General features: G+C 74.7%; 21 protein-coding genes and 1 pseudogene. 13 read left to right on the top strand and 9 right to left on the bottom strand.

What is annotated here, in order from left to right; all coding sequences use genetic code 11:
* Positions 1 to 164 precede the first annotated feature (164 nt).
* On the top strand, positions 165 to 812 hold the full coding sequence (locus tag ACZ55U_RS14810; RefSeq protein WP_465526210.1) for an HNH endonuclease family protein: 648 nt from the start codon (positions 165 to 167) through the stop codon (positions 810 to 812).
* Positions 813 to 901: 89 nt separating this feature from the next.
* Here ACZ55U_RS14810 and ACZ55U_RS14805 read toward each other — a convergent pair whose 3' ends face one another.
* Positions 902 to 1,783, bottom strand: a complete 882-nt coding sequence (locus tag ACZ55U_RS14805; protein WP_465526208.1) for an SDR family NAD(P)-dependent oxidoreductase — start codon at positions 1,781 to 1,783, stop codon at positions 902 to 904.
* A gap of 81 nt (positions 1,784 to 1,864) precedes the next feature.
* Here ACZ55U_RS14805 and ACZ55U_RS14800 point away from each other — a divergent pair, with 81 nt between their 5' ends.
* From ACZ55U_RS14800 to ACZ55U_RS14770, 7 genes and pseudogenes are all read left to right on the top strand, one after another.
* Positions 1,865 to 2,539: a TetR/AcrR family transcriptional regulator gene (locus ACZ55U_RS14800; RefSeq protein ID WP_465526206.1), complete on the top strand. Its 675-nt coding sequence runs from the start codon at positions 1,865 to 1,867 to the stop codon at positions 2,537 to 2,539.
* Between the two features lie 117 nt (positions 2,540 to 2,656).
* A complete protein-coding gene (locus tag ACZ55U_RS14795; protein WP_224283924.1) occupies positions 2,657 to 2,845 on the top strand; it encodes a YegP family protein in 189 nt (62 codons plus the stop codon).
* Positions 2,846 to 2,954: 109 nt separating this feature from the next.
* A complete protein-coding gene (locus ACZ55U_RS14790) occupies positions 2,955 to 4,172 on the top strand; it encodes a glycosyltransferase family 4 protein (protein ID WP_465526204.1) in 1,218 nt (405 codons plus the stop codon).
* Positions 4,169 to 5,437, top strand: coding sequence for a glycosyltransferase (locus tag ACZ55U_RS14785; protein WP_465526203.1), 1,269 nt, complete (start codon positions 4,169 to 4,171; stop codon positions 5,435 to 5,437). The genes ACZ55U_RS14790 and ACZ55U_RS14785 overlap by 4 nt, the downstream gene beginning before the upstream one ends.
* Complete coding sequence (locus tag ACZ55U_RS14780) at positions 5,412 to 6,308, top strand: SGNH/GDSL hydrolase family protein (RefSeq protein WP_465526201.1); 897 nt, start codon at positions 5,412 to 5,414, stop codon at positions 6,306 to 6,308. Before ACZ55U_RS14785 ends, ACZ55U_RS14780 begins: the two co-directional genes overlap by 26 nt.
* A gap of 440 nt (positions 6,309 to 6,748) precedes the next feature.
* A pseudogene (locus ACZ55U_RS14775) lies at positions 6,749 to 7,245 on the top strand (GNAT family N-acetyltransferase); the annotation flags it as partial.
* A gap of 242 nt (positions 7,246 to 7,487) precedes the next feature.
* Entirely contained in the window at positions 7,488 to 8,621 is a 1,134-nt protein-coding gene (locus tag ACZ55U_RS14770; protein ID WP_465526199.1) for an NUDIX domain-containing protein, read from the top strand.
* A gap of 170 nt (positions 8,622 to 8,791) precedes the next feature.
* Here the strand turns inward: ACZ55U_RS14770 and ACZ55U_RS14765 are convergent, their stop codons facing one another.
* From ACZ55U_RS14765 to ACZ55U_RS14745, 5 genes are all read right to left on the bottom strand, one after another.
* On the bottom strand, positions 8,792 to 9,166 hold the full coding sequence (locus tag ACZ55U_RS14765; RefSeq protein WP_465526197.1) for a hypothetical protein: 375 nt from the start codon (positions 9,164 to 9,166) through the stop codon (positions 8,792 to 8,794).
* Positions 9,167 to 9,264: 98 nt separating this feature from the next.
* Positions 9,265 to 9,660 carry a roadblock/LC7 domain-containing protein gene (locus tag ACZ55U_RS14760; RefSeq protein ID WP_465526195.1) on the bottom strand — a complete coding sequence of 132 codons (396 nt, stop codon included), beginning with the start codon at positions 9,658 to 9,660 and terminating at the stop codon, positions 9,265 to 9,267.
* Positions 9,661 to 9,742: 82 nt separating this feature from the next.
* Positions 9,743 to 10,831 (bottom strand): hypothetical protein, encoded by a 1,089-nt coding sequence (locus tag ACZ55U_RS14755; protein ID WP_465526193.1) that lies wholly within the window; start codon positions 10,829 to 10,831, stop codon positions 9,743 to 9,745.
* A gap of 4 nt (positions 10,832 to 10,835) precedes the next feature.
* Positions 10,836 to 11,219 carry a hypothetical protein gene (locus ACZ55U_RS14750; RefSeq protein WP_465526191.1) on the bottom strand — a complete coding sequence of 128 codons (384 nt, stop codon included), beginning with the start codon at positions 11,217 to 11,219 and terminating at the stop codon, positions 10,836 to 10,838.
* Positions 11,220 to 11,782: 563 nt separating this feature from the next.
* The gene (locus tag ACZ55U_RS14745) at positions 11,783 to 12,391 is read right to left on the bottom strand and encodes a TetR/AcrR family transcriptional regulator C-terminal domain-containing protein (protein WP_465526189.1); all 609 of its coding nucleotides are present in this window, start codon (positions 12,389 to 12,391) and stop codon (positions 11,783 to 11,785) included.
* A 216-nt stretch (positions 12,392 to 12,607) separates the two neighbouring features.
* On the opposite strand from ACZ55U_RS14745, the gene ACZ55U_RS14740 reads away from it, so the two are divergent.
* On the top strand, positions 12,608 to 14,290 hold the full coding sequence (locus tag ACZ55U_RS14740) for an amidohydrolase (RefSeq protein WP_465526187.1): 1,683 nt from the start codon (positions 12,608 to 12,610) through the stop codon (positions 14,288 to 14,290).
* 148 nt (positions 14,291 to 14,438) lie between these two features.
* The gene (locus tag ACZ55U_RS14735) at positions 14,439 to 15,995 is read left to right on the top strand and encodes an APC family permease (RefSeq protein WP_465526185.1); all 1,557 of its coding nucleotides are present in this window, start codon (positions 14,439 to 14,441) and stop codon (positions 15,993 to 15,995) included.
* A gap of 216 nt (positions 15,996 to 16,211) precedes the next feature.
* On the opposite strand, the gene ACZ55U_RS14730 is transcribed toward ACZ55U_RS14735, so the two are convergent.
* The 3 genes from ACZ55U_RS14730 to ACZ55U_RS14720 all read right to left on the bottom strand — a co-directional run bounded on the left by ACZ55U_RS14730 (position 16,212) and on the right by ACZ55U_RS14720 (position 19,364).
* Positions 16,212 to 17,219 (bottom strand): LLM class flavin-dependent oxidoreductase, encoded by a 1,008-nt coding sequence (locus tag ACZ55U_RS14730; protein WP_465526183.1) that lies wholly within the window; start codon positions 17,217 to 17,219, stop codon positions 16,212 to 16,214.
* A 133-nt stretch (positions 17,220 to 17,352) separates the two neighbouring features.
* A complete protein-coding gene (locus ACZ55U_RS14725; protein ID WP_465526181.1) occupies positions 17,353 to 17,964 on the bottom strand; it encodes a DUF2269 domain-containing protein in 612 nt (203 codons plus the stop codon).
* Positions 17,965 to 18,191: 227 nt separating this feature from the next.
* Complete coding sequence (locus tag ACZ55U_RS14720) at positions 18,192 to 19,364, bottom strand: peptidoglycan-binding protein (RefSeq protein WP_465526179.1); 1,173 nt, start codon at positions 19,362 to 19,364, stop codon at positions 18,192 to 18,194.
* A 357-nt stretch (positions 19,365 to 19,721) separates the two neighbouring features.
* Between ACZ55U_RS14720 and ACZ55U_RS14715 the strand changes: the two genes are divergently transcribed.
* From ACZ55U_RS14715 to adhP, 3 genes are all read left to right on the top strand, one after another.
* Complete coding sequence (locus ACZ55U_RS14715; protein ID WP_465526177.1) at positions 19,722 to 21,056, top strand: DUF6271 family protein; 1,335 nt, start codon at positions 19,722 to 19,724, stop codon at positions 21,054 to 21,056.
* Positions 21,053 to 21,550, top strand: a complete 498-nt coding sequence (locus tag ACZ55U_RS14710; protein WP_465526175.1) for a GNAT family N-acetyltransferase — start codon at positions 21,053 to 21,055, stop codon at positions 21,548 to 21,550. Before ACZ55U_RS14715 ends, ACZ55U_RS14710 begins: the two co-directional genes overlap by 4 nt.
* 153 nt (positions 21,551 to 21,703) lie before the next feature.
* On the top strand, positions 21,704 to 22,717 hold the full coding sequence (gene adhP, locus ACZ55U_RS14705; protein WP_465526173.1) for an alcohol dehydrogenase AdhP: 1,014 nt from the start codon (positions 21,704 to 21,706) through the stop codon (positions 22,715 to 22,717).
* Positions 22,718 to 22,751: the final 34 nt, after the last annotated feature.

Genomic DNA, 22,751 nt, shown 5'->3' with positions numbered 1-22,751 from the left:
GGACACAACCCCATGAACCCCCCTGACGTGCGCCGGACTTGTCCGGCGCCCGTCTGTTGTCCACGAGGATTTCACTTCCCGGGTCTACCCGCGTAGGCGGCGGGATCGCCACACTGGCGCACGCAAATCAGCAGTTCATCCGATCTGATGATGGAGCGTCCGCCATGGCCCCCACCACACCCGTACGTCGCCTCCTGTCCTGCATACCGGCCGCCGCCGCCCTCGCCGCCGCCACCGTGCTCACCACCGGCGCCCCGGCCCGGGCCGCCCTGCCGACCCCGATCTCCGCGGCCATCGCCCGGAGTTACCTCGCCGCGATGCCCGCCACCCCGGAGACCCACGGGGACACCTACGACCGCACGCTGTTCCCGACCTGGATCACCATCAGCGGCACCTGCGACACCCGCGAGTGGGTCGTCAAGCGCGACGGCAGCAACGTCGCCACCGACACCTCCTGCAAGGCCACCAGCGGCAGTTGGTCCTCCCCGTACGACGGCGCGACCACCACCAACGCCTCCTCCTTCGACGTCGACCACCTGGTGCCGCTCTCCGAGGCCTGGGCCTCCGGCGCGTGGAGCTGGACCACCGCCCAGCGCCAGGCCTTCGCCAACGACGTCACCCGCCCCCAGCTGCTGCTGGTCTCGGCGAGCAGCAACCGCTCCAAGGGCGACCGCGACCCGGCCGAGTGGCTCCCGCAGGCCTCGTACCGCTGCACCTACGCCCGCGCCTGGGTGCAGGTGAAGCAGTACTACGGCCTGAGCGTGGACGGCGCCGAGAAGAGCGCGCTCACCGGCATCCTCGACGCCTGCTGAACCCGGCGGCTCCCGCGGCCCGGCGCTCTCCCCCGCGCCGGGCCGCCGTGCCGGGCGGCCCGGTGGCGGCACCGCCCGCTCCGGACCGGTCAGTTCTCCGAGTCCGGCGGGAAGGGCACCGGGTAGGCCTCGGCGAAGTCGGCCGAGCACGACACCTCGCGCCACCTGGTGTCCTCCGCCAGCAGCTGCCGGTCCATGGCGATCGAGCCCTCGGCCGCGTTGACCCCGAGCGGCAGGTGGTGGGGGACGTCCCGCCGCTTGGCCACCCGGACGAGGATCTCGGCCGCGCGGACCGGGTCGCCCGCGGCGCCGGCGCCGCCCTGCCGCATCCGCCGGTTCATGGCCCCGACCGTCTCGTCGTACGCCTCCGGGACGTCGTGGACGGTCATCGAGGAGCCCGCCCAGTCGGTGCGGAAGCCGCTGGGCTCGACCACCAGCACCTTCACGCCGAACGGCGCGGTCTCGGCGCGCAGCACCCGGCTGAACCCGTCGATGGCGAACTTCGCTGCCTGGTAGGAGGCGATGCCCGGGGAGCCGCCGACCCGGCCGCCCATCGAGGAGAACTGGACGACCAGCCCGCCCTTCTGCTCGCGCAGCAGCGGGAGTGCGGCCTTGGTGACGTTGTAGACGCCCCAGAAGTTGGTCTCGAACTGGGCGCGGAAGTCGGCGTCCTCGGTGGTCTCGATCGCCGAGACGCTGGCGTAGCCGGCGTTGTTCACCAGCACGTCGATCCGGCCGAAGGCGGCCTGCGCCTCGGCGAGGGCCGCGCGGGCGGCCGCCGGATCGGTGACGTCCAGTGCGATCGGCCGGACGCGGTTGCCGAACTCCTCGCCGAGATCGGCGAGTTGCTCGGGGCGGCGGGCGGTCGCGGCCACCCGGTCACCGGCTTCGAGCGCGGCGCGGACGAGGGCGCGGCCGAAGCCGCGCGAGCTGCCGGTGACGAACCAGATCTGTTCGGTGTTCTTCTCCATGCCCTCTAGTAGAACAGCGTTGCGTTATTAGCGCAACGCCGTTGTGGTAATACGTCAACGGCGTTGCTCTACCATGGTCGGGTGACTGCATCGGAGTTCCAGCGTGCGCGCTCGCCCGAGGCCAAGCGACTGCGCGAAGCCGCGATCCTGGAGGCGGCCCGGTCGCTGGGCCGCGAGCGGGGCATCAGGGACGTCACCCTGACCGACATCGCCGCCGCGGTCGGGATGCACAAGTCCGCGCTGCTGCGGTACTTCGAGACCCGCGAGGAGATCTTCCTGCGGCTGACCGCCGAGGGCTGGGCGGAGTGGTCGGACGCGCTGACCGCGCGGCTGCGGGAGGCCCCGGAACCCGGCCCGGCCGCCGTGGCGCAGGCGTTCGCCGCGACCCTGGCGGCCCGCGGGCCGTTCTGCGACCTGCTCGCCCACGCCCCGCTCAACCTCGAACGCAACGTGTCGCTCGACGCGGTGCGCGACTTCAAGCTCGCCACCCTCGCCGCCCGCGAGCCGATCGGCGCGGCCGTCCGCGCCCAGCTGCCCGTGCTGGACGAGCAGGACGTCGTGGACCTGGTCGCCACCGCCGTCTCCCTGGCCGGAGCCATGTGGCAGATCGCGAACCCGGGCCCGGAGGTCGCCGCCCTCTACCGCGGCGACCCCCGGCTCGCCCACGCCGTCATCGAGGTCGAACCGCGGCTCGCCCGCATCCTGACCGCCACCCTCACCGGGCTGGTCGCGGGAGCGTCCGGGCCGCGCCCCTGACCGGCCGTACGCGCCACGGGCGTTTGCACCCGGATGGATCATCTGACGTGCCGCGCAAGGGATTTGACCCTACGGTGCGGTGCCAGGGGGTCATCCGAGCGGAAGGCTGATTCTGGTATGGCAGGGAAATTCGAGCTGTACGTGGACGAGGGCGGCATGCACCGGTTCCGGCTCAAGGCGAGCAACGGGGCGATCGTGGTGACCGGAGACCCGCAGGAGAGCAAGGACGACTGCCTGAAGAGCATCGAGTCGATCCGCAAGCTCGCACCGTACGCGGAGCTCAAGGAGACCGCCGGATCGGTATGACGGGCGGCGCTCCCCGGCGCGGGTCGGTGGTGCAAATCGCCGACCCGCGTTCTTCTGTACGACAGATCCCTTTGGCCGGGTGCACGCCGGACGTGGACAGAACACCGGTATGCGCGTCGTCATCGTCACCGAATCCTTCCCACCCGAGGTCAACGGAGTCGCCCACAGCGTGCTGCGGACGGCCGAGCACCTGGTCCGCCGGGGCCACCAGCCCCTCGTCGTCACCCCCGCGCCGGCGCGGGGCGCCGAGTGCCCGCCGGAGACCTTCGGCGGCGCCGCGACCGGGGAGATCCCCGTGCTGCGCATCCCGTCGTTGCCGCTGCCGGGGTACCCGCAGGTCCGGATCGCCCTGCCCAGCCGGCAGCTGGCGGCCGCGATCGCCGGACACCGGCCGGACCTCGTCCACCTGGCCAGTCCGTTCGTGCTCGGCGCCCGGGGGATGCAGGTGGCGGCGCGGCTCGGGGTGCCCGCCGTGGCCGTCTACCAGACCGACCTGGCCGGGTACGCCCACGCCTACCGGGCCGGGCGGGGCCTCGGCGAGGCCGCCGCCTGGCGGCGGATCCGGGCGGTGCACCGGGCCGCGGCCCGCACCCTGGCCCCGTCCACCCCGGCCGCCCAGGACCTGACCGCGCACGGGGTGCCGCGGGTGCAGCTGTGGCCGCGCGGGGTGGACTCGGTGCGCTTCCACCCCCGGCACCGGGACGAGGTGCTGCACCGGGCGCTCGCGCCGGGCGGGGAGGTGCTGGTCGGCTACGTCGGGCGGCTGGCGCCGGAGAAGCGGGTCGACCTGCTGGCGGCGGCCTCGGCGCTGCCCGGGGTGCGGGTGGTGGTGGTCGGGGACGGCCCCTCGGCGCCCGGGCTGAAGGCCGCGATGCCGGGCGCGGTGTTCCTCGGCCGCCGTACCGGTGACGAACTGGCGCGCTGCTTCGCGACGTTGGACGTCTTCGTGCACACCGGCCCGCTGGAGACCTTCTGCCAGACCATCCAGGAGGCCATGGCCAGCGCGGTGCCGGTGATCGGCCCGGCGGCGGGCGGGCCGCTGGACCTGGTCGCGCACCACCGCACCGGCCTGCTGGTGCCGCCCCGGGACGGCGCGGCGGTGGCCAGGGCGGTGGCCGAACTGGCCGCCGACCCGGCGCGGCGGTCCGGGTACGGGCGGGCCGGGCGGGCCGAGGTGACCGCCCGCACCTGGGAGGCGGTCGGGGACCTGCTGCTGCGGCACTACGCCGAGGTGCTGGCGGAGCACCGCGGGCTGCCGCTGCCGCCCGCTCCCCCGTCGGCGCTCCGGCCGGTGGCGCCCGCCCTGCCCGAGGAGCTGCCGGCATGACCGCCACGCCCGACGGCGGGGCGCGGGCGACCGGCGGAACTCCGAGCAGCGCCGAAGCCCTGACGGCCGACGGGGCACGGACGACCGGCGGGGCGCTGACCATCGTCCGGCTCGCCAACTTCGTCACCCCGGTCTCCGGCGGCCTGCGCACCGCACTGCGCCACCTGGGCGCCGGGTACCGGGCGGCCGGGCACCGGCCGGTGCTGATCGTCCCCGGCGAGCGGCGCTCCGAGGAGGAGACCGAGCAGGGCCTGGTGGTCACCCTGCCCGGCCCCGTCCTGCCGGCCGGCGGCGGCTACCGGCTGCTCACCGACCGCCGGGCGGTCACCGCCGAGCTGACCAGGCTCTCCCCCGACCGGCTGGAGGTGTCCGACCGCACCACGCTGCGCTGGACCGGCGCCTGGGCCCGGCGGCACGGGGTGCGCTCCGTGATGGTCTCGCACGAGAGCGCCACCGGGGTGCTGCGCACCTGGGGCGTACCCGGCCCGCTGGCGGGCGCGGCGGCCGACCGGCTCAACGCGGCCACCGCCCGCGCCTACGACGCGGTGCTCTGCACCACCGACTGGGCCGCCGCGGAGTTCCGGCGGATCGGCGCGCCCAACCTGGTCCGGGCTCCGCTCGGGGTCGACCTGGAGGCGATGCGCCCGCTGCCGACCGCCGCACGGGCGGCCGAGCGGGCCCGGTACGCCGCCCCGGAGGAGACGCTGCTGGTGCTCTGCTCCCGGCTCTCCCCCGAGAAGCGGCCCGAGCGGGCGATCGAGGCGCTGGCCGCCCTGCGGGCCCACCGGCTTCCCGCCGTCCTGGTGGTGGCCGGGACCGGCCCGCTGCGCGAGCGGCTGGCGGCCCGGGCCGCCCGGCTGCGGCTCCCGGTGCGTTTCCTCGGGCACCTGGGCAGCCGCGCGGAGCTGGCCCGGCTGCTGGGCTGCGCCGACGTGGTGCTCGCGCCCGGCCCGGTGGAGACCTTCGGACTGGCCGCGCTGGAGGCCCTGGCCTGCGGAACACCGGTGGCCGTCAGCCGCTCCTCCGCGCTGCCCGCACTGGTCGGGCCCGCCGGGGTGGCGGCCTTCGACACCGGCAACGGATTCGCCGCCGCGGTGCGGCAGTTGCTCGAACGGCCGGAGGAGCCGCGGCGGGCCACCGCCCGGGCGCAGGCCGAACGGTACGGCTGGCCTGCGGCGGTGTCGGCGTTCCTGGCGGCGCACGGCGCGCGCGACGACGAAGCGGTGGAGGGGATTCGGAATGAGCATGCTGGACGCCCCGCGTGACCGGGCGGCGGAGGAACGCGCCGCGGCGGGCGAGCTGCTGCGCTTCGTCGCGCTCGGAGACTCGCTGACCGAGGGCGTCGGCGACCAGGTCGACGGGGGCTGGCGCGGGTGGGCCGCCGTCCTGGCCGGTTCGCTGGCACCCGAGGGCCGGGAGGTCGAGTTCACCAACCTGGCACACAGCGGCGCGCTGACCACGGAACTGACGATACGTCAGCTACCACGGGCGCTGGCCCTCCGGCCCCAGCTGGCGGCCGTCGTGGTCGGCGGCAACGACACCCTGCGGGCGGGGTTCGACATCCGGCACACCGCACTGGAGTTGGACGCCACGATGGCCGAACTGTCCGGCCACGGCGCCAGGTTGCTGACCGCCTGCCTGCCCGATCCGGGCAGTCTGCTGCGGCTCCCGGCGCCGCTCGCCCGCCCGCTGGCCAGGCGGATGCGGGCGGTCAACACCGTGGTGCACGCCCTCGCCGACCGGCACCGGGCCGTCCACCTGCACCTGGCCGAACTGCCGTGGCAGTCCGAGCGCCGGCTGCTGAGCGTGGACCGGCTGCACCCCAGCGCCGAGGGCCACCACCTGATCGCCCGCCGGTTCCACGACCTGCTCGCCGAGGCCGGCCACCCGCTCGGCCCGCCCCCGGCCACCGCCCCGGCCGAGGCCACACCGGGCCGCGCCGCCGACCTCTGGTGGATGGCCACCCGGGGCACCCGCTGGGTGGCCGCCCGCAGCACCGACCTCCTCCCGGGCCTCCTCGCCCTCGCCGCCGCCGAAGCCGCCGCCCGCCTCCGCGGCGCGAGCGGCCGGCACGACGAACGGATGGCCCACGCGGCCGCCCAGGCGCTGACCACCGCGCGCCTCCCCCGGCAATGACCGGGATCAACGGGCCCACGGCCCCCACCACTTCGGCGGCAACGGGTCCGCCGGCCCCGACGTCGGCTGATCGGGATGCAGTCCGAGACGCCGGAGGGCATCGGCCCGGAAACGAACGGCGAACGTGCCGTGCCCGTGCCCGTCCGCGCCCACGCCGCACATCAGGTCGTACCTGATCTCGTCGTCGGCGAACGGGTGCCGGTCGATGCCGCGGTCCCGCAGTCAAACAGCCGTCAGCTGACCCGGCTTCGGGCAGCCGGCGACGTTCCCGTACTGGAAGACGGTCACCCACTCGACGCTCTGATCGCCTATGCGGTCATCATGCCGCGGCCCGGGAACCGGCCGCCCGGCGTTTCCAGGTGGAGGTGGAGCGGACTTCGACCGCCTGGTGGCGTGCGCCGATGGAAGATCCGGGATCCGTGGCCTGACCGCCCGCGCCGATCAGGACCGAGAGGCTCGTGCTCCGCGCGCCCGGGGCCCGGGACCGTGCGGTGTTCGTCGAGCTGCTCGCCTCTCCGGAGGTGCCCGCCCACCTCGGCGGCCCCCGGCCGCGTGACGAGATCGAGCGCGAGCTGCCCGAGACGCCCGAGCGGCGGCCCGGGGTCTTCGTCGTCGACCTCGACGGGTCGATGATCGGCCTCATCCTGCTCAGGAGGGCGACGCAGCACCGGCGCCCGGCTGCGGCGGGGATGGCCGATCTCGGCTACCTGTTCCTGCCGCGCGCCCGGGGGCTCGGGTGCGCCACCGAGGCGTGCGCGGCGGCACTCGGCTGGCTCGGGGGCGCGCTCCCGGCGAGCCTGTGGTGCGCACCACCCAGGGCGCCGACGTCGGCTCGATGCGCCTCGCGGCGAAGGCGGGGTTCACGCAGGTGGAGCGCTTCGAGGCCCGGGGCGCCGAGCAGTGGCGCGGCGTGCGGCCGCCGGTGGCCCCTCACGCTGAGCCCGCGACGGGACCACCGGCGAGCGGCAGCCCGTCCACGCCCGCGCGATCCGGGCTTGCGAATCGAACTCACGAGCGGGGCCGCGAACGGGAGTTCGCCCGGTCCGACCGTCAGGGCCGCACCGGCCCTGGTGGTCCGGGCGGCGCTCGCGGAGGCGGGGTCGGCCAGCGGGCGACGGGGGAACCATCGGGGTGGCGCGGATCGTCGTGGCCGGGGAACGTTCGGCGGAGGGAGCCGGGGTGGAGAGCGTGGGTGCGGACGGACGGGAGGTCCTGGCGGCGGCGGGGGTGCTGTTCCAGGACGCGGCGGGCCGCATGCTGGCGGTGCGACTGCCGTACGACCGCAAGCATCCGGTGGCGATCCCGGGCGGCGGATGGGAGCCCGCGGACCGCTCGCCCCGGGACACCGCGCTGCGGGAGATCCGCGAGGAGCTGGGCTTCACGCCGCGGCTGGGGCCGCTCGCCGGGGTGGACTGGGCGCTGCTGCGCGAGGGCGATCGGCCGATCGTCGTCTACCTCTACTGGGCGGAGCCGCTGACGGCGGAGCAGGTGGCGGCGTTCCGGCCGGACACGGCCGAGGTCGGCGGCTGGACCTGGCTGACGGCCGAACAGGCCGGGCAGGCGCTGCCGCCCCGGCTCTCGCGCCGGGTGACGGCCTGCCTGCGGGCACCGCGCGAGGCCGGGCCGCTGGAGCTGGAGGACAGCCGACCGGTCGGGCACGCGCTCGACCGGCTGCCCGCCGACCGGCCGGCGCCGGAGTACCTCGGACTGGCCGCGGCTCCGGGCCTGGCCCCGTCGGCCGAGGAGCGGCCGGAGCCGCCGATGGACCGGGCGACGTACTACGCCACCCGGCCGCGCATCCGGACGAAGGCGCGGGCGCTGTTCACCGACGCCGACGGCCGGGTGCTGCTGGTGCGGCTGCGGCCGTGGGACGGGCCGCGCGGGCGGGTGCCGTACTGGACCCTGCCGGGCGGTGGGGTGGAGGCGGGCCGGGAGATGCCCCGGGGGGCGGTCCGCCGGGAGATCCGCGAGGAGCTGGGCTGGGAGGTCGAACCGGGGCCGCTGCTGGCGCTGGACTGGCAGCCGGGCACGGCGGCCGACCCCGAGGCGGACCCCGCGACCGGCCGGGACACCGCCGTCCTGGTGTACGTGTTCGACGGTGGCGCGATGACGGAGCGGATGCTCGACTCGCTCGTCCTGCCGGAGGACGAGCTGGTGGAGTGGCGGCTGTGCGGTCCGCAGGAGGCGCGGACGCTGCTGACCGGCCCGTCCTGGGACCGTACGGCCGCCGCGCTGGCCGCCCGGGAGCGGCCGGGCGGGCCGGTGGAGCTGGTGCGCGGACGGGCCGTCGGACCGGGCCTGCCTCCGGGATGAGGGCGGGCCTGCCTCCGGGATGAGGGCGGGCCCGGCGCCGGGATGAGGGCGGGCCCGGCGGACCGGGACCGGGCCGGCCCTGGGCCTCCGGCCTCGGCGAACGGAGGCCGGCGGGGACCGGGCCGTCACCGGGCCCCGTCAGGGGCCTCACGCACAGGGGGCGTCGGCCGTCAGACCTCCAGTTCGCTCTCGATCCTGCCCAGCTGGTGGCGGGCCATCGCGAGGTTGGCGCGCGACTTGTCCAGCGCGAGGTAGAGGAACAGGCCCTTGCCCGTGCGCCCGGTGAGCGGGCGGATCAGGTGGTACTGGGTGGTCAGGGTGATCAGCATGTCCTCGATCCCGTCCTGGAGGCCGAGCATGTCCATGGTGCGCATCTTGGCGCGGACCACGTCGGTGTTCCCCGCGGAGGCGACGTTGAGGTCGATTCCGCCGGGGCCGTCGAGGGTGGCCAGGGCCATGCCGCTGTTGTAGTCCACCAGGGCCGCGCCGATGGCGCCCTCGATACTGGTCATGGCCTGCTTGAGCGCGCCGGCTGCGTCGGTCATCTGGGTAACTCCCGTTCGGTAGTGGAGTGGTGAGGTGGTGAGGTGGTGAAGTGACGGGGATCGGTCGGTGAGGCGATGAGGCGGTCAGGCGGCCACGGTCAGAGCGCCTCGCGCGGGTCCTTGGGCAGGAGTGCCTCGTTGAGCATCCCCGCGATGCGCTGGGCGCTTCGGCGGGCCTCCAGGTGCAGCCGGCCGACGTTGACCTCCGGGTGCGCCAGCAGGGTCAGCACGCAGCTGCCGCCGGCCGCGTAGACGGCGACGTAGCCGTTCTCGCCGCGCACCAGCGACTCGCGGAACTCGCCCTGCCCGGTGGTGTCGGCGAGCCGCTGCGCCAGCGAGAGCGAGGCCGCCGTCATCGCGGCCAGGCCGGAGGGTTCGGTGCCGTGGGTGTCGTGCGCGACCAGCAGGCCGTCCACGCTGGCCACCAGGCCGCCCGCGAGGTGCGGGACGCGGTGCTTGACGGAGCGCAGTTCGGCGAGCAACTCGGTCTCCAAGGCGATCAGTTGTCTCCTTCCGACACGCTGCTTGAGCGCCCGCCTCATGGCCGGGACGGCGGGGTCGCGGGCGGGGAGTGGGTCAAAGTCGGGCCTCCAGAAGGTCTCGGACCCGGGTCAGCAGGGCGATGTCCGGGTCGGGGACGGCCAGCGGGTGGGCCGCTGCCGTGGTGGACGGGCGTTCGGAGCGTGTGGGGGCATCGGCCCCGGCGGGGGCGGCGGTGGGGGCGGCGGTGGGGCCCGCGGTTGCCGCGACCGGGGCTCCGGCGAACCCGGCCTCCCGGAGGCTGGCGCCGGGCACCCGGCGGTGCAGCCCTCCGGCCGGCCCGGCCGGGACCGGTGCCGGGGCTTCGGGCGCCGGCCCGTGCCGTGGGGCCACCTCCGCCGCCGGCGCCGTCGTCGCCGAGGCGGTCGAGCGCGCAGCGGTCGGACACGGAACGGTCGGGCACGGGGCGGTCGGGCCCGGGGCGTCCAGCAGTCCGGCGGCGGCCAGCCGACGGACGTCCGCCGTCACCCCGAAGCCGGAGCGGCCGAGCAGCCGGGCCAGGTCCGCCGGGGTTCTTCGGCCGTCGGCGTGGTCCAGCAGTTCGCGGCGCCGGCGCCCGGGCGGGCGGTGGGACGGGTGCCGGCTGCGCTCGACCGGGCGGACGGGCATCGCGTCGAGCTGGGCCCACGGCCAGATCCGGTCGAGCAGCTGGCGCCGGCGTTCGACCTCGCGGCAGATCCTGGCCGGCTCCACCCGCGCGACCGGGCCGAGCCAGTGCCGGGCGTCGGCCTCGAACCGCCAGACGCCGCCGGCCGAGTCGGCGAGGACGAAGAACGCGGCGTCGAACAACGTTCCCAGGTGGCCGAGTTCGAGTTCGCCCCGGGTGATCAGCCGCTGTTCGACCAGCACCTCGCCGACCCTCGACCGTGGGCCGTGCGAGCGGAGCAGTTCCGTCCAGCCCTCGGGGGTGATCCGGCCGCAACCGGTGAGCAGGTCGGCCAGACCGGGCGCCCGGGGGGACTCGGCGGCGGTGACCTGCCCGTCGACCAGGTGGAGGCTGCCGAGCGGGCCGCGCAGGGCGCCGGTGGCACGGTGGTCGGCGAGCAGGGCGAGCGCCTCGCCCGGGGTCCTCGGGGTGGCGCCGTCGGCGGGGAGCGGCGGCACGGTGCCGGCTGCGGCGGTCACGCGCTCACCCCAGCACCAGCTCCTCGGCCAGGGCCTGGAGGCGGAAGCGGGCGGCGGCGAGGTTGCCCTCCGCGCGGTCCAGCCAGAGGTGCAGGACGAGCCTGCTGTCGAAGGCGGTGTCGATGAAGCGGAGCAGGTGGTAGCTGCGGCCGGCGGTGACGATGATGTCCTCCAACGGGGCCCTCCGGTCCTCCGCCGCGGTGAAGGTCTGGCTCTCAACGGCCGCTCGTACCAGGTCGGTTGCCTCGGCGGCGGAGGTCTCGTGCTCTCCGGCCGGGCTGTCCCCCAGGCTGCCGAGGGCCAGCCCGCTGCTCCAGTCGACCAGGCTCGCGGCACGGGCCCCCGCGATCGCCATCGCTCCGGAGAGGCATTCGTCGATACCGGGCACACCGGCTCCTTCGCGGGGTCTGGGCGGCCGGGCGCAGCGCGGCGCCGACCGGTTCACCACCAGCAGTGGCAGGTTCGACACGGAAGGCTACTGCCGAATTTCATATGACGAACATTCCATTGGCATATTCATATCGCCAGCGGTCAGTTCCAGCCAGGATGTGACGGCCCGTCAGATACGGCGGTCGAGGCGACTCCGCTGACGGGCCAGGGAGGTTGAAGACCCGTTTGCCGACCACCTGGCGCGAGACCTTGGCCGACAGTAGTCCATGCGACGGGGTTTCGGGGCCGAAGATGCGATAAAAGGACGCACCCCCCGAGGGGGTGAACACGACGAAGGGGCCCGTTCCGCTGGACGGAACGAGCCCCTTCGAGTGGAGCGCCAGGCCCGGGTCGCACGGACTCTCCCTACTGAAAGTAGGGCGTGCTCTGGTAGCACCGCTGACGCCTGCTCAAGAGTCCGTTTCCCGAAGGGTCACTTCCTCTCGACGTGCAGAACACTATCAGGTCATCACACCTGGTCAGAAATCGCGTCCGCCCGGTACACCGCGCGGGAGGCGCCGGTCAGCCCAGCAGCGCCCGGTAGCCCTCGATCAGGGCGGTGAGGCCGAGTTCGAAGGCCCGGTCGGCGCGCTCGCGCCCGGCGGGGACGGCGTCCAGCGCGTCGGCCAGCCTCGGGGTGGCGGCGCGGTCGACGGCGTCGACCATCACGTCCGGCGCGACCAGGTCCAGAGCCGACCCCAGGATGAAGCTCTCCAGGGCGGTGATCAGGCCCATCACGTCCTGGGCCGCGAAGCCCGCGTCCTCCAGGGTGGCGACGGCCCGCTCGTACAGCGTGTGCATGAACGATTCGGCGAGCGGCGCGGTGGCGAGCAGCCGGATGATGCCGGGGTGTTCGGCGAAGGCGTCCCGGTAGGCGTGCGCCCAGGTGCGCAGCGCCGCGTCCCAGGACTGGTCCCACACCGACTGCTCGCCGATGGCGCGCACCAGCTCGGCCCGCATCAGGGCGACGATCTCGGCCCGTCCGGCGACGTGGTGGTAGAGCGCGGAGGGGCTGACCTTGAGCGCGCCGGCCAGCGCGGGGATGGTGAGGTCCCCCGCCTCGTCGACCAGCCGCAGGGCGGTGTCCACGATGCGCTGCCGGTCCAGCAGGGGTGTGCGCGGCCTGGGCATGCCCGGTTCCTCACCTTCGGATCGCCGAGCGGCCCGTCGGCCCCGGCAGACCAAGATCGCCATTGATCGTCGTTATCCAAGCGTTACTGAACGGCTTTCAGTAAAACTCTTCCGCACCTGCCGGTGCCGCGCCTACGGTAACCGAACCCCATTCGGTTAGGCAGACCCGCGCACCCGTCGGCCTGCCCTGACCCGGAGAGGACGCACACCCCCCGCATGCGTGCCGAAACGATCTTCACCGGCGGTCGGATCCACACCGGAGACCCCGCCCTCCCCCGCACCCACGCCCTCGCCGTCAGCGCGGGGCGGATCATCGCCCTCGGCGACGCCGCCCTGGCCCTGCGCGACGAAGGCACCGAGACCGTCGACCTCGACGGCGGCGCCCTGCTGCCCTCCTTCGGCGACGGCCACGTCCACCCGCTGCTCGGCGGCATCGGCCTGCTCGGCGTGCCCGTCCGCGACTGCACCAGCCTGGAACAGGTCGTGGAAGCCGTCCGCGACTGGGCGCGGCGGCACCCCGAGGCCGAGTGGATCACCGGCGACGCCGTCGACCCGTGGCTGGCCGAGGGCGGGCTGTTCGACGCCCGGCTGCTCGACGAGGCCGTCCCGGACCGGCCGGTGCTGCTGCGCACCATGGACCACCACACCGGCTGGGCCAACAGCGAGGCGCTGCGCCGGGCCGGGTACGGCCCGGACACGCCCGAACCGGTGGGCGGCGAGATCGTCCGCCGACCGGACGGCAGCCCGCTCGGCACGCTGCGCGAGTTCGGGGCCCTCAACCCCGTCCTCTCCCTGGTCCCGCCGCGCCCGGTGGCCGAGCAGGTCGCCGCGCTGCGGGAGACCACCGCCACCCTCGCGGCCGCCGGGCTGACCTGGCTCCAGGACGCCTGGGTCGAGCCCGCCCAGGTGGACACCTGGCTGGCCGCCGTGGCCGAGGAGGACCTGCCGGTCCGGGCCGGGCTCGCCCTGCTGCTCGAACCGGACGGCTGGCGCGAGCGGCTCCCCCAGCTGGTGGCCGACCGCGACCGGGTGGAGGCCGCCGGACGCGGCCGGCTCACCGCGCGGTCGGTCAAGTTCTTCGCCGACGGCGTCATCGAGTCCGGGACGGCCGCGCTGCTGGAGCCGTACAGCGACTGCCCCCACTCCCACGGGGTCGCCAACTGGACGGGCGCCGAGCTGGCGGAGGCCGTCACCGCGGTCGACGCGCTGGGCTTCCAGCCGCACATCCACGCGATCGGCGACCACGGCGTGCGGATCGCGCTGGACGCGGTCGAGGCCGCCACCCGCCGCAACGGGGTGCGCCCCCGCCGACCGGTGATCGCGCACGTCCAGCTGGTCCACCCGGACGACCTGCCGCGCTTCGCCGAACTCGGTGTGATCGCCAACTTCGAGCCGCTGTGGGCGCAGACCGACCCGCTGATGACCGAGCTCACCCTGCCCCGGATCGGTCCGGAGCGCGGCTCCCGGCAGTACCAGATCGCCGCCCTGCTGCGCGGCGGCGCCCGGGTCTCCTTCGGCAGCGACTGGCCGGTCACCCGGTACGAGCCGCTGGCCGGGCTGGCCACCGCCGTCACCCGGCAGACCACGGACGGCCTGCCGGACGGCGGCTGGCTGCCCGAGGAGCGGATCGGGCTCGACGAGGCGCTGGCGGCGTACTCGGCGGGCGTGGCGCACCAGGCCTTCGAGGAGGCCGAGTGGGGTGTGCTGCGGCCGGGCATGCGGGCCGACCTGGTGCACCTGGCCACCGATCCGTACGCGGTCCCGGCCGCCGAGCTGGCCTCGATCGAGGTGGCCGGCACCTGGCTCGGCGGGCGCCGCACCCACGGCGGGCCCGGCGGCGGCCGCGATGGTGAGCCCGGCGGCGACGGCGGGTCCGGCGGCGGCGACCGCGCGCGCTGAGGCGCCCGGCGGTCCCGCGCCGGCGGATCTTCCGACCGGCACCGCCCGTCCCCCACCGCGGCGGTGCCTCGTTCCCCGGTCGGCGGCCGACGCACCGTCGCCGCCGACCGTCCTACCCTCGTTCGTACGACCCCAGGAGAGCTCCCCCATGAACCTGCCCTCCGACGCGACCTCCTCGTCCGCGCTCCGTCCCCCCGACGTCCCTTCGGCTGCCTCCCCGTCCTCCTCCGTCTCCTCCTCCGCGCCGTCTGCCGCGTCCCCGGCGTCCTCCACGCCGACGGGCGGCCTGGAGCGCGGGGTGCTCGGCACCGGTGACATCGTCTTCTTCGTCGTGGCCGCCGCCGCGCCGCTGACCGTGATGGCCGGTGTGGCGCCGTTCGCGATCTCCTTCGGCGGCATCGGCACCCCGGTCGCCTACCTGGCCACCGGGGTGGTGCTGGCGCTCTTCGCGGTCGGCTTCACCGCCATGACCGCGCACATCCGCAACGCCGGCGCCTTCTACGCCTACGTCACCCGCGGCCTCGGCCGGGCCGCCGGGCTGGGCGCGGCGCTGCTCGCGGTGCTCTCGTACAACGCGATCCAGATCGGCATGTTCGGCGCCTTCGGGTTCTTCGCCCACACCACGGCCGCCGATCTGCTCGGGCTGGACCTGCCCTGGCCGGTCTGGGCCCTGATCGGGGTCGCGGTGGTCTGGTTCCTCGGCTACCGCTCGATAGACCTCGGGGCCAAGGTGCTCGGGGCACTGCTGATCGCCGAGACCGGAATCCTCCTGGTGCTCGCGGTGGCGGTGCTGGTCAAGGGCGGGGCGCACGGGCTGAGCCTGTCCTCGTTCGCGCCGAAGAACGTGTTCTCCGGCGGGATGGGCGGGGTGCTCGGGCTCTCCTTCGCCGCCTTCATCGGCTTCGAGGCCACCGCGATCTACCGCGAGGAGGCCCGGCAGCCGCAGCGGACCGTGCCGCGCGCGACCTACGCCGCGATCGCCTTCCTCGGGCTCTTCTACACCTTCATCACCTGGATGATCGTGCAGGCCTTCGGCGACACCGAGGCCGTCGCGACCGCCACCGCCGACCCGGCCGGGATGTTCTTCACCGCGATGACCGACTACGTCGGCGCCTGGGCCACGGACGTGCAGCGGGTGCTGATCGTCACCAGCCTGCTCGCGGCACTGCTGGCCTTCCACAACACCATCACCCGGTACGGCTACGCCCTGGCCGCCGAGAAGGCCGCGCCGGCCGCCCTCGGCCGGATCCACCCTCGGCACGGCTCGCCGTGGATCGGCGGCATCGCCCAGTCGGTGCTGGCGGCCGCGGCCGTCGGGGTGGCGGCGCTGATCGGCGCGGACCCGTACAACCAGTTCTTCCTCTGGGTGAACTCCCCCGGGGTGGTCGGCATCCTGGTGCTCCAGGCGCTGGCCGGACTGGCCGTGTTCGCCTTCTTCCGCCGCAACCGGGCGGCCGCCGCGAGCGCCGGGGTGTTCCGTACGACGGTGGCACCGCTCGCCGCCACCGTGCTGCTGTGCGGAGCCACGGCTCTGGTGGTGTGGCGGCTCGACCTGTTCACCGGCGCCGGCCCGGCGGTCAACTGGCCGCTGGTCGCGATCGTGCCGGTGGTGTTCCTCACCGGCGTCGGGATCGCCCTGCGGCTGCGGGCCCGACGGCCGGAGGTCTACGCGCGGCTCGGGACGAGCGAGGTCGACGCGGGCTGAGGGCGGGCGGCCCGAACAGGGCCGAACCCCCGCTCTGTCCCTCCTCGCTCCGGCTCGGCCGGTCGGGCCTGTCCGGTCCGGCCCGGCCGCTCGGACCCGAGCGCTCGGCCCGGGCGCCGGCCCTGGGCGCTCCGCCCTGGACGCCCGGCCGTGGCTGCGCGGCCGTGGCTGATCGCTCCCGGCCGGTCAGCCCGGCGCTGGTCAGCCCGGCGCTGGTCAGACCTGGCCGACGGCCTCGGCGAGGAGCCGGTAGGAGTCGAGCAGCGCGGTGCGGTCGTAGGTGCTGGTGGTGACCAGGAACTCGTCCGCGCCACTGCGCTCCACCAGTGCCGCCAGCTCGGCGGCGGCCTGCTCCGGGGTGCCCGCGATGTGGCCCTTGAGCGACTGCTCGTAGCCCGCCCGCTCCCTGGGCGTCATCTCCCGGGCACGGATCTCGGCGGCGGGGGCCAGCGGCGGGAACTCGCCGTGGGTGCGGGAGTACGCGCCGGACCAGGCCTCCGGGACGAGCAGCTCGCGCGCCTGCTCCGGCGTCTCCGCGACCGCCACCGTGCCCGAGACCACCACATAGGGCTCGGCCGCCTGGGCGGAGGGGCGGAACCGGGTGCGGTAGCGGTCGATCGCCGTGAGCATCCGGTCCTCCCCGCGGGCGGCGGCGATCACCAGCGGCAGCCCGGCCTCGGCGGCCAGGTCGGCCCCCGCGCCGGTGGCCAGCACGAAGGCCGGGACGTGCAGGCCTTCGGCCGGACGGGCGTGGACGCCGCGGTGCGCCTGCTGCGAGCCGTCGAAGTAGCCGAGCAGCTCGGCCAGCTGGGCGCCGAACTCGTCTGCGGCCTCCTTCTCCCGCCCGAGCGCCCGCCGGACACCGTCCGTGAAGCCCACCGAGCGCCCGAGCCCCATGTCGATCCGCCCCGGGAACAGCGCGGCCAGCACCCCGAACTGCTCGGCCACCACCAACGGTTGGTGGTTGGGCAGCATCACCCCGCCGGTACCGACCCGGATGCGCGTGGTGGCCGCTGCCACCGCCGCGGCGAGTACGGTGGGCGCCGAACCGGCCACCCCCGGCACACCGTGGTGCTCGGAGACCCAGAACCGGTGGTAGCCGAGCCGCTCCGCCTCGCGGGCGAGGGACACCGTGTCCCGCAGGGCCTGGGCCGGCTCCTCGCCCTGTCTGGTCCGGGAGCGGTCGAGTACGGAGAGCCTGGTCCTGGGCGCGGCACTGGTCACGCCGGTGGCCAACGCCCGCCCGCCGCGCGGACATTCCCCCGAACTGCCCGCGCGGCCGAGGCACCGGGCCCGGAGCCCGTGACCGGCGACCGGCGACTGGCGACCGGCGACCGGCGACCGGCAAGCCAGCCGGTCAGGCACCCTCCCCCCGTATTCGGGCCCCGCCGGTGCCCGTCGCCTTGCGGCGGCCCCACGGCTTGTACACCGACAGGACCACGTTGACCAGGTAGAGCGCCAGCGCCACCGCCGGGACGATCACCGTGTTGTAGCGGACGAAGCCCAGCTCCGCCACCGTGATCGGCCCGCTCGGATGGGCGTCCACCACCCGCACCGCGTCGTGCAGCCGGGCGGTGAGGGCGAGGACGGAGGCCGCCATCGCCCCGAGCGTCAGCCAGAACTTGGTGCTCACCCAGTAGTACCGGAACAGCCCCCAGGACGTGCCGAGCCCGAGTGCCACCCCGCTCAGGAAGGTGAGCAGGCTCAGCGGCAGGATCAGTGCGTCACCGAGCAGGCCCATCGCCCGGTAGGCGGTGCGCAGCCGGTCGGCGTCCCCCGCCGTCAGCGCCGTCAGCGCCAGGGTGAGCAGGCAGAGCATCAGCGCCAGCCAGCTCACCGAGGCGACGACGTGCAGGACGACCAGGGGCTTGCGCACGGCCGGCGGCAGGCGGCGGCCGAGGGGCGCCGGTGCTGCCGACCGCCCTGGCGTCGGCGGGGACGCCGCGACGGCTCCGGTGGGCGAGCGCACGGTGGACCTCCTTCGAGTCGGGAGCACTCAGGACGGCCCCAGACTCTCCCCTCCGAGCCTCCTCCGGCATCTGACGGCGGGAGTAACCTCGCCTACTCCCGGGCGAGTACGCGCTACCGGCGACGGCCGGAACGCGACTCCCCGGGAGCGGGCCCCAGGCTCGGTCGGTCCCCCTCACTCGCTCGACCCACTCGCTCGACCTCGCTCGGTCACCTCAGTCGCTCACCTCAGTCGGTCACCGCGAACCCCTGCGCCGCGCCCAGCCGTTGCAGCGAGGCCGGGCCGGGGATCCCGTCCGCCGCCCCCGACTGGTACCCGCAGCGCCGCTGCCAGGCCGCGTAAGCGGAGACCGTCCTGCTGCCGAACGAGCCGTCCACCCACCGCTGTTCGAGCAGCCCCTCGTCCACGAGCGCCTGCTCGACTATGGCCACCTCGGACCCGTAGGTCACGTGCCCCTGTTCGGCCCCCGGATCGGTCCGCGCGGCCGCGATCAGGTGGGCCACCGAGACCGTCCGCTGCCCGGGGAGGTAGCCGAGCAGCCGGCGCAGCGAGGCCTCGCCCGGGACTCCGTCGGCGGCCTGCCCGGAGTAGCCCAGGCTCTCCTGGTACTCCGCGTAGTTCTCGGTGTCCGCGTCCGTCCAGTTCGGGCCCGGCCCCGAGCGGTAGTGGTCGCCGAAGCCGTGCGAGACCAGCGCCCGCCCGACCGCCGTCACCTGGTAGCCCTGGGCGCCGTAGCCGTACGCCAGGCCGTTGATGCTCACCTGGTAGCGGGCGGGCTGCTGCTGCGAGGGCGGGTCGCCCGGGGAGCCGGGTGCCGCGAGGTCGGGCCAGGAGCCCGGGTCGGTGTGGTCGTTGTACGGCACGTGGGCGTGCGCGTACCAGCCGCCCCTGGTCTCCCAGACCTGCTCGTCGCGGTGGCCGGAGAAGTCGGTCGGCCGGCCCATCGGCCAGGTGTCGGGCACGCCCCAGGAGGAGACCCAGGCGTGGATGCCGCCCCAGCCCGCGCACGGGGTGTCCACGAGCCGGGGGTAGACGCGGCCCTGGTAGCGGCAGTAGGGGAAGAACACCGCTTCGATCTGGATCACCACCCGCCCGGCCCGGTTGGTCCGGGTCGGGCTCTGGGGCGGGCTGAGCAGGCTCTTCGAGCGGGAGTCGGCGGGGAACAGCTGGGCCACCCGGCCGCTGAACGGGTCCCAGACGAGGTGCGGCGCCTCACCGGCACCGCTGCCGGTGAAGTAGCCGACCAGGTCGTCGTAGGGGCACCAGTCCTGCGGGGCGGCGGCGGTCGCGTTGCGGTCCCAGGTGATGTGGGCGATGGCCTTCGGCGGGAAGTTCTGGTCGGTCGGCGCGTGATCGCCGAGGTCGTGGACCTCGGCACCGGGCAGCCACAGTTCGGGCATTGCGATCTCCTCCGAACGGCGTGAGGGCATCAATCCCGGTATCGGCAGGCAGGGCTCGCGGGTTGACCCCGCAGCGCGAATCCGTGCCGATGAACCCCCCGCGCTCGTCCGGCCGTTCGACTCGACAGGGGGTATTCGCCGTCCTGTGCGAATCAGACGCCCGTGCGGGGGCGTCCGATCGCGCGGAAGGGGGCGCATTCCACCGCCACCGGGGCCCGCTGTCAATCGTTGACATCAAAAGTGGTCTAGTCCACGGTGGTCCGGCGGACCGGCACCGAGCCGCGCCCGGAACTCCCGAGCGCCCTCAACTCCCAGCCGTGGCACCGAATCTGACGATCCGATGGAGAAACCCGCACCATGCAAAGAGTCTGCCTCGCCCTGCCCACCATGCGGCCCTGCCCCGAGACCATCGCGGAACTCGCGGAGGAGGCGGCCTACGCCGTCGCGACCTTCGGGGTCGAGGTGCACCTGCTGATCCTCGACACCACCGAGGCCGCCGAATTCGCGCTGAACGCGGGCGCCGTGGCCGCGCTGGAGCCCACCGCGGGCGTGGTCGTCCACCACCTCGGCGAGGCGCGGCAGCGGGAGTTCCTGCGCCGGGTGACCGAGCGCTCCGGCGCCCCCGACCCCGAGCTGCTGCTCGACCTGATGCTCCCGCGGGCCGTCGCGTACGGCTCCTGCGTCAACCGGCTCTTCCTGGGCGCGGCCGCCCTCGGCTGCACCTCGACGCACCTGCGCAACGACGACGCCGACTTCCAGGTCCTCGACGGCTGGAAGGTCTTCCCGATCCACCACGAGCTGCTCTCGATCGGCAAGCCGGCCGGCGAGGCGGTGGCCGGGGTGACCCGCTCCGAGCTCGACCCGGCAGACGCGGACAAGCCGGTGATGCTGGTCAGCGGCTCCTTCATCGGCGAACTCTGCGTGGACATCGGCGAGATCCACGAGCTGGACCCGGCGGTCTACCGCGAGGTGGTGCGCCTGTGGGCCCCGCCGGTGTGGTCGGACGAGGAGAAGGACGCGATGGTGGACGTCTCCTTCAAGGGCGCCGGCTCCGAGCCGTTCACCACCGACGAGTCCGTCCTCGGCGTGCCCGACATCTGGGACGTCTACATGTGCAACGTCGCCCTGGACCACCGCGGCTACGAGGTGCTGCCGCTGCTGCCCTCGACCGAGACCATCGGCAGCGACTACGTCCTCCACCACGCCATGGTCCACGCGAAGATGCCCGGCGTCGTGCACAACCGCCACATCGTCAACTACTACACTCCCGAGCGCCGGACCGGCGCCGGCTTCATCGCCTACCAGCTGCGGTTCGTCAAGTTCCTGCTCTCGATGCTGTACCTGTACCCGGTCTACGGCGGGATGATCGACCTCGGCCGCGGGATGCTGGACGAGCGGCACCAGTTGAGGACCGAGCCGATCCTCGACCTGGTGCGGGGCAGCCTCGACTGGGACCGGGCCGGGAACGAGCACTGCCTGGACGTCCTGGACCGCTCCTACCGCAAGCTGGGCGGCAAGTACGCCGAACTCGCGGACGTGGTCGCCGCGCGGCGCCCGCGGCTCCTGGACGAGGCCCGGGAGGACGCCGAGCGCTGGGCGGTGCTGGTGGAAGCCTGGCCGGCGCTGGTGTCCGCCTCCCGTGCCGGAGGGGCCGAAGGGCTCCGCTCCGCCGCGGAGGTCGCGGCCGGGTGAACGAGGACCTCCGGATCCGGCTGCTGGCCGACGCCGACTGGGACGCCGTGGTCGCGCTGGAGCACGACGCCTACGCGGCCGACGGCCTGTCGGAGGGCCGGGAGGCGCTCCAGTCCCGCGCCCTCGCCTCGCCGGGGACCTGCTTCGTGCTGGAGCAGGGCGGCACGGTCCGCGGCTACCTGCTGAGCCTGCCCTACCCGCCGCTGCGCTGCCCGGACCTCGACCGGCCGGAGGAGTCGGTCTTCGCGTCCGGCAACCTGCACGTGCACGACCTGGTGATCGCGGAGGACCTGCGCGGCCGGGACGTCGCGCTGGGGTTCATCCGGCACTTCCGGGAGCGGGCGCGGGAGCTGGGCTACGAGCGGATCTCGATGGTCGCGGTGCGCGGGGCGGACATCCTGCTGCGGCTGCTCGGCTACCGGGCGCACCGGGAGGTCGCGGTTCCCGCGTGCTACGGGCGGCGCGCGGTCTACATGTCGATGCCGGTGCGCTGACCTGCGGGGATGCCCGAACGAAAGATCACCCTTTCGGCTCAGTCCGGACGGCGGGAATCACTCCATCGGGTGAAGCTGGTGGCGGCTGCGCCCCCGCGCAGCCGCCCGTGGTGCCCACCTGCGGTACCCGCCCGCACCCCGAGGGAGCAGAGCATGAAGGCCGCCGTCGTCCACGACTTCACCGCACCCCTGGCCATCGAGGACCGGCCGGTCCCGGAACCGGCCGCGCACCAGGTGCGCGTCAGGATCGAGACCTCCGGCCTCTGCCACACCGACATCCACGCCGCCCACGGCGACTGGCCGGTCAAGCCCACTCCGCCGTTCGTCCCCGGGCACGAGGGCGTCGGGATCGTGGAGGCGGCCGGCCCGCAGGTCCGGCACGTCCGGGTCGGCCAGCGGGTCGCCATCCCCTGGCTCGCGGACGCCTGCGGGCGCTGCGACCAGTGCGTCTCCGGCTGGGAGACGCTCTGTCTTCAACAGCACAACAGCGGCTACTCGGTGGACGGCGGGTACGCCGAGTACGCGCTCGCGCACGGCGACTACGTCGTCCCCGTCCCCGACGGCATCGACCCGCTGGACGCCGCCCCGCTGTCCTGCGCGGGCGTCACCACCTACAAGGCGCTCAAGGTCTCGGGCGCCCGGCCCGGCACCCGGGTGCTGGTCTCCGGCATCGGCGGACTCGGCCACCTGGCGCTCCAGTACGCCCGGATCTTCGGCGCCGAGACGATCGCGGTCGACGTCACCGACGACAAGCTCGCCCTGGCCCGCGAACTCGGCGCCGACCACGTGCTCGACGCCCGCACCCAGGACGTCGCCGCCGAGGTCCAGGCGCTCGGCGGGGCCCACGCGGCGATCGCCCTCGCCGTCAGCAACGCCTCCTTCCAGGCCGCCTACGGCGCCCTGCGCCGCGGCGGCACCCTGGTCCTGGTCGCCCTTCCGGCCGGCGGAAAGCTCGAACTCCCGGTCTTCGAGACGGTGTTGAACGGCACCAAGGTGATCGGCTCGATCGTCGGCACCCGCGAGGACCTCGCCGAGGTCTTCCGGCTGCACGCCCTCGGCCGCACCCGGGTGATCCGCGAGACCCGCCGGCTCGAAGACGTGAACGGCTGCTTCGAGGAGGTGCTGAGCGGCAGGGTCTCCGCCCGTCTGGTCTTCGACCTGCGCTGACCGGCGCCGCGGCCCGCCCGTGCGGCCCGCTTTC

This window comes from Kitasatospora sp. NPDC034533 (genome assembly GCF_055575155.1).
The sequence above is the reverse complement of the archived record's forward strand: the minus strand, read 5'-3'. Positions and strand labels throughout refer to the sequence as shown.